This is a genomic window from Paenibacillus glucanolyticus NBRC 15330 (assembly GCF_004000885.1).
Lineage (GTDB): Bacteria > Bacillota > Bacilli > Paenibacillales > Paenibacillaceae > Paenibacillus_AQ > Paenibacillus_AQ glucanolyticus.
The window spans coordinates 430,406-437,292 of sequence record NZ_BIMC01000003.1 but is presented as its reverse complement, the minus strand read 5'-3'; the positions used below and the strand labels follow the sequence as shown (position 1 = coordinate 437,292).

The 6,887-nt window shown below is 51.3% G+C and carries 6 protein-coding genes; all 6 read right to left on the bottom strand.

The features are described from left to right. The coding region (locus PGL02S_RS08005; protein WP_255308618.1) for an L-threonylcarbamoyladenylate synthase at positions 1 to 624 on the bottom strand (624 nt) is incomplete at its 3' end. A gap of 318 nt (positions 625 to 942) precedes the next feature. After that, the gene (gene spoIIR, locus PGL02S_RS08000; protein WP_036640004.1) at positions 943 to 1,638 is read right to left on the bottom strand and encodes a stage II sporulation protein R; all 696 of its coding nucleotides are present in this window, start codon (positions 1,636 to 1,638) and stop codon (positions 943 to 945) included. 267 nt (positions 1,639 to 1,905) lie between these two features. Beyond that, complete coding sequence (locus PGL02S_RS07995) at positions 1,906 to 3,084, bottom strand: FtsW/RodA/SpoVE family cell cycle protein (protein ID WP_036640006.1); 1,179 nt, start codon at positions 3,082 to 3,084, stop codon at positions 1,906 to 1,908. Between the two features lie 289 nt (positions 3,085 to 3,373). Next, on the bottom strand, positions 3,374 to 4,567 hold the full coding sequence (locus PGL02S_RS07990) for an FtsW/RodA/SpoVE family cell cycle protein (RefSeq protein ID WP_036640008.1): 1,194 nt from the start codon (positions 4,565 to 4,567) through the stop codon (positions 3,374 to 3,376). Between the two features lie 130 nt (positions 4,568 to 4,697). Beyond that, positions 4,698 to 5,588, bottom strand: coding sequence for a peptide chain release factor N(5)-glutamine methyltransferase (gene prmC / locus PGL02S_RS07985; RefSeq protein ID WP_036640010.1), 891 nt, complete (start codon positions 5,586 to 5,588; stop codon positions 4,698 to 4,700). A gap of 4 nt (positions 5,589 to 5,592) precedes the next feature. Continuing rightward, the gene (prfA, locus tag PGL02S_RS07980; protein WP_006213115.1) at positions 5,593 to 6,660 is read right to left on the bottom strand and encodes a peptide chain release factor 1; all 1,068 of its coding nucleotides are present in this window, start codon (positions 6,658 to 6,660) and stop codon (positions 5,593 to 5,595) included. Between the last annotated feature and the right edge of the window lie 227 nt (positions 6,661 to 6,887).

Here is a 6,887-nt window from a genome sequence, read left to right as displayed (position 1 = left end):
CGGGTCGAGGCGCACGCTTGCCGCTACGGCGGCAAGCTGCTCGGCCGTGACGCCGCCGGGGCGGAGCACCGTCACGGCGCCATCCTCGCCGACCTGCACAACGGTCGACTCGACGCCCACCCCGGCAGGGCCGCCGTCGAGCACGCCGTCAATGTAACCGGCGAGATCTGCCAGCACATGACTGGCCAATGTCGGGCTCGGCCGGCCCGAGCGGTTGGCGCTCGGTGCAGCAAGCGGACGCCCTGCAGCGCTGATCAGGGCAAGCGCAACGCTGTGATCAGGCATCCGCACAGCAACGGTATCCAGACCAGCGGTTACACGCGGTGACACAGCGTCCCGCTTCACGGGTAGTACCAGCGACAAAGGTCCGGGCCAAAAGGAGTCCATCAGCGCCCTTTCCGTTTCGTTCACATGCTGGACCAAACCCTCAAGCTGCGCAAGCTCCGAAATATGGACAATCAACGGATTGTCCGCCGGACGCCCCTTCGCAGCAAAGATGCGCTCCACCGCTTCGGTATTGCCCGCATCGGCACCGAGGCCATACACCGTTTCGGTCGGAAACGCCACCGTACCGCCCTGGGCCAACACCAACCCGGCTTCCTGAAGCTCCGGCTCCGCCGCCATTTTCAAGCTCTCCTGGAAGAGCGAGGTTGGTACATGCCAAACCTTGGTTGTTGTCTCTGAATTATGGATGCCGCCATTCCGCTGTCCTTGTTGCAATACGTCATTTCCGTTCTGTTCCATACCTACCCCAAGCTTTCTGTATATAAAATATATAAACATCAAATTCCGTTTTGCGCTTACTTCAAAAATAAAAAGTGCTTTGGTTCTTCAGTCCCGTGCCAGTTCCAATCGAAACCAGTCGCGCCAAAGAGAAAGCACTCTTCTATACTAAAGTTTATCATACACCGTCAGGATTGAACATCAATCCGCTCCTAATCCTTAAAACAGGCTCGCCACCCAATTCCAAATCCCCAGAAACATATCCCACAGAAAGAACCGAACTTCAGGTTTACTATCGCCTGCATTCTTCGGAGTTTCCTCCTGAGGCGTTTCGCCAGCGTCGGCAGAAGCCGTTTGGACACCCGCGTCAACGGATTGTGCCGCAGCATCCCCGCTGCCGCCATCAATGAAGCAGAGCGGCGGGAACAAAACACACCACCAGTTTTGGCCTTGGCCTTCACCTAAAGTGATCCGCAGCGCATCATAGTCGCCGGCCGGATAGACCGTTCCCCCGTACAGCTTGGTTGGGAACGGCACTACGCCAAGCTCCACTTGATAACTGTAGGTAATGCCTCTTTTGCTCAATTCTTCCCCTACCAGCTGACGGATTTCCGGAAGATGCTGACGGGTTACTTCTTTGGCATCTTCAAGGCTCTGCGGATTCTCCAGCTGGAGAACCCAGAGCTGCATTTGCTCAACGACCGCGTCACGAATCTCTCGTTTCACGAGCTGATCGGACGGGTTATCTGAATTCGCGAGAATGCGAAGTCGAATCGATTCCTGGGGGATTGGACCGCCAACAACGGATGCATCAATCTGCTGTCCTTCCCACGTCATGATAACCATAAACATACAGGATAAGAGCACAACCATTTTCTTCACAATAATACGGAGGGTCTCACTATAATTCTTCATCTATGCCAGCCGCCTCTCTCAAACGAATAATCTATGATGCTATCAGTATGTCCGGCTGAGAGAGTTATAAACGTGGACTCTAGCAATTTGTTAATAGATTCGCACAGATCAGGCTGCAAAAAAATAAAGATGCCCTCCCCAGGAACAGGGAATAGCATCTTTCAGTGTTAAAGGGATATGGATATCAGCAGGATTCAAGTCAACGGGCGGCCCATCTCATACTAACTCGCGGTACGCCATGATCATGTGACTCCTTATCCAAACAAACTATGCCTGCTTAGGCGAAGCCGGACGGTAAGCGTGGGGATCGGGCATATCTTCCTCCACTTCCTGCCCATGCAGTTTCACACTCATGGCTACCCCCAGACTGGCCATGCTGATGACGAGCGAGGTTCCCCCATAACTGATGAAAGGAAGTGTAATCCCGGTCAGTGGCATTAAACCGATGAACATCCCGATATTCTCGAAAATTTGGTATAAGAACATGGCAACGATCCCTATGATAAGAAACGGCCCTGCACGTTCTCGGGATTCAAGCGAAATCAGGATCAGCCGGTGGATCAATATGAAATACAACAGCAGCAGCACCGATGAGCCAATAAAACCGAATTCCTCGGCAATCTGTACAAAAATCGAATCCGAATACGCATACGGCACTCTGCCGGATTGGATCGACGACCCCTGCATATACCCCTCACCGCTCATGCCGCCTGAGGCAATAGCCAGCTTCGCGTTATTGGTATGATAACTTGCCTTTGCAGTTGCCTTCTCCGGGTATAGCCATGGATCGATCCGCTCCACCCAGTGGGGCTTAAGTATTTTTGATTCAAGCAGTTCATCATGATAATGAATGTAGGCCTGCGCTCCGCCGAAGGCTAATCCCGCCACAAGTGCAAGACCGATCAGCGCATGGGAGAACTTCACGTTCCCGATCCAGAGCAAACCCAGCAGGATGATCACATAACTTAGCGCATTCCCCAGGTCATTCTGAGCCATGACAAGCACAAAAGGTATGAACGCCAAGAGCCCAATCGGGATAATATCCTTCCAGAAGGACAGCAGCGGTTTGTTTTTGCGCACCAATACATAGGACAGGAAAATAATAAGGATCAGCTTGAACAATTCGGCAGGCTGAATGCTTAATCCCCCAATATAAATCCAGCCCTGGGCACCGTTGATATCCTTCCCGATGAACATAACGAGGACCAGTACGGCCAATCCGCCCAAGTAAATATATTTGGCATATTTAATCAACAACCGGTAATCCAGCAGGCTTATGCCGAAAAAGGCAATGAAGCCGACAATGTAAAAAGCAATCATGCGGATATGAGAGCCTTCAAATTTGGTGTCAACGGTCGTGCTGTATATCGACGTAATGCTGATACCCATCATCAAAACCATTACAAAAACAATAACGTAATCCATCTTCTTGAATTTCTGAAGCATGCTTATGATCCCCCTGTGCCCGGAGTCGTCAAACCCCAGTTTGCCTATACAGGCATATAACGATTCTTCGAACAGAAAGTTTGCCTTGTTTCCTTGTTTGCTTTGGCTTGTCGTCGATACATGATCATAATAAGCCCCTAATGAATTATTCTAAAAGATTTTCCTCCTTAACACAATTCAAGGACGTCCATCCTGCAATCGCTGGGCAGAAAACACAAAAGAGATGCTGCTTTCGATAGCATCCCTTGGATTCCCCGCTATGATCATGTAGAAACACAAGCATCCCGAATCAAGCCTGTTGGGATGGTGCGGCAACGTACGTTGGAGAATTCGGATTAGGCAAATCCTCCTCCACTTCCTGTCCATGCAGCTTCACACTCATGGCCACCCCGAGACACGCCATGTTAATAATAAGCGATGTTCCGCCATAACTGATAAAAGGCAGCGTGATCCCTGTCAATGGCATTAACCCAATAAACATGCCGATATTCTCAAAGATTTGATACAGCAGCATGGCAACGATGCCGATGATAAGAAACGGCCCGGCTTTCCCCCGGCTTTCCAGTGAGATCAGGATCATCCTGTGAATGAGTATGAAATATAACAGCAGCAGAACGGAGGAGCCGATAAAGCCGTATTCCTCAGCAATCTGCACAAAAATCGAATCCGAATACGTGTACGGTACGCGTGACGATTGCACGGAGCTCCCCTGTAAGTACCCTTCACCACTCATACCGCCTGAAGCAATGGCCAGCTTCGCGTTGTTGGTATGGTAACTCGCTTTCGGAGTTGCTTTTTCCGGGATCAGCCACGGGTCAATCCGTTCCATCCAATGTCCGCGGCTCTCCATGATCTTCGATGCTTTAATCTCATCATGATAGTGGATATAGGCCTGTGCTCCGCCGAAGGCAACACCGGCTACAATCAGCAGCCCGATAAGCGCGTGCGTGAGCTTCACATTCCCGATCCATAACAGCCCAAGCAGGATGACGATATAACTTAGTCCATTGCCCAAATCATTCTGAACCATGACAATGGCAAACGGGATGAACGTCAACAATCCGATTGGAATGATATCCCGCCAAAAAGAAAGCCTCGCTTTATTCTTCCGAAGAAGAACATACGTTATAAATATGATGAGCACAAGCTTGAACAGCTCTGCAGGCTGAATATCCACGATACCGAGATCGATCCAACCCGTAGCATTGTTTTTGGTTTGACCGATGAAGGAAGGCAGCAGCAGCATGACCAATCCGCCGATGTATATGTGTATTGCATATTTGGTCCAGATTCGGTAATCAATCAAGCTCAACCCGAAAAAAGCTGCAAATCCGAGGATATAAATAACGGCCATCTTGATGTAGTGTCGCTCGTAGCCGGTCGTGTCAAAGGTGGCACTATATATCGATGTAATGCTGACAAACATCAGCATCAACAGCACAAAAACAATGACAAAATCAATCTTCTTGAATTTCTGAAGCATGCTCTGGTCCCCCTGTGCCTGGAGCTGTACACACTGAGCTGTTATCAGTCCGTATCTACGATCTGAACGGAATAAAGATTACTCCGCCAAGTCCACTAACTATTCTAAAAGAAATCCACCCCAAATACAATTAACGGCAAATTCCCAGAACATGCCTGTCAATCCCGGCCAAATCCGGTACTGTGACGATTTCCTGCCAATGCCCTTCCTGGCGCAGCAGCTCGGCCACATCCCCGGCCTGGCCCATGCCCAGCTCAAAAGCGATCAGCCGCGGCGGCGCTGTCAGCAGAGGCAGCTGTGCCATCATGATCCGGTACGGATTCAATCCGTCGCGACCGCCGTCCAGAGCCGTGCGCGGCTCGTAATCGCGCACTTCCGGCTGCAGGCCCTCGATGTCCTCCGCCGGTATATAGGGCGGATTGGAGACGAGAATGTCCGGCGCAAGGCCGGCAAACGGCTCCAGCAGGTTCCCCTGCCGGAATTCCACATTCGCATGGAGCTGCTTCGCATTACGCGTGGCAACTTCGAGCGCTTCAGGCGAAATATCACTCGCCAGGAGGTCCCAGGAAGGGGCCTGCAGTGCCAGCGTAACGGCAATCGCCCCGCTGCCGGTGCCAATGTCAATTGCCTTCAGCCTTGCTTCTGAACGCGGAGCAATCTCCTGCCCATACTTCAGCACCGCCTCCACAAGCAGCTCGGTTTCCGGACGCGGAATGAGGACCGCCGGCGTTACTTCAAACGGCCGACCGTAAAATTCCTGCTCACCGATAATATACTGCGCAGGAACCCCCTCCGCCTTGCGACGGATCGCTTCTTCCAAAGCGTGGCGGCATTCCGCCGGGAAAGGCTCCGGCAGGGCCATATAATATGAGGTTCCCGACAACCCCAGTACATGCTCCAGCAGCAGCTGCGCATTCCGCTGGGGCTCCATTACCCGCATGGCATCTAAAAAAGAAGAAGCCTCCACAAAGGCTTCTCTTATGCTGCGCTGCGGCGTCAATTCAAATATCGTCCGCTTCAAAGCGTTATACTCCTTTTTCCATCAGTTCAGCTTGCTCTGCAATCGTCAGTGCTGAAACGATCTCTTCAATCTCCCCGTTCATCACCTGATCCAGTTTGTGAACGGTAAGTCCGATCCGATGGTCCGTTACGCGGCTCTGCGGGAAATTGTACGTCCGAATCCGCTCGCTGCGGTCGCCCGTACCTACCTTGCTCTTCCGCTCCCCGGCATATTTCGCTTCTTCCTCTTGGCGCATCATATCAAAGATACGGGCACGAAGCACCTGCAGCGCCTTATCCTTATTGGAGTTCTGCGATTTGCCGTCCTGGCAAGTAGCCACGATGCCCGTCGGTATATGCGTCACACGCACCGCCGACTTGGTTGTGTTAACGGACTGGCCGCCTGCACCGCTGGAGCAGAACGTATCCACGCGGATATCCTTATCGTGGATTTCAATATCCACTTCTTCCGCCTCCGGCATAACGGCAACGGTTGAGGTGGAAGTATGAATACGGCCGCCGGATTCCGTTGTCGGAATGCGCTGGACACGGTGCGCGCCGCTCTCGAATTTCATTTTGCTGTAGGCACCGCGGCCGTTGATCATGAAGATGACTTCCTTGAATCCACCCAGATCATTCGTGTTAACGTCCATCAGCTCGACCTTCCAGCCTTGGGTATCCGCATAGCGGGTATACATCCGGTACAGGTCGGAAGCAAACAGGGCCGCCTCGTCTCCGCCAGCCGCTCCGCGAATTTCGATGATTACGTTCTTATCATCATTCGGGTCCTTCGGCAGCAGCAAAATACGGATTTTCTCCGCCAGCTCTCGCTCGCGCGTGGAAAGTTCCTCGATCTCCATTTTCACCATTTCGCGCATTTCGTCGTCCATCTTCTCGCCCTGCATGGTTTTGGCAGCTTCGAGTTCTTCAATTACATTTTTATATTCAACATAAGCCTCATATGCAGGCTGCAAATCGGATTGTTCTTTGGAATAATCCCTGAGCTTCTTGGAGTCATTAGCGACATCAGGATCGCACAACAGTTCACTTAATTTCTCGTAACGGTCCGCAAGGGATTGTAATCGGTCCAACAAAGGAATTCACCTCTCTAAGATATATTCCTGAAGATATGCCATTTCGCACTCCATATCCAAACAAAAATGAAGTGCAAACGACTTTTTATTTTACCATGAAACAACACATTTGACTAGCAGGCTGTTGACCTGGATAAACCATTCTTTCCTTACAGGGCTCCACCACTAGAAAAAAACCACAGTCCCATGCACAAAGTGACATGGAGCCATGGCCTTTGAAACCTCTC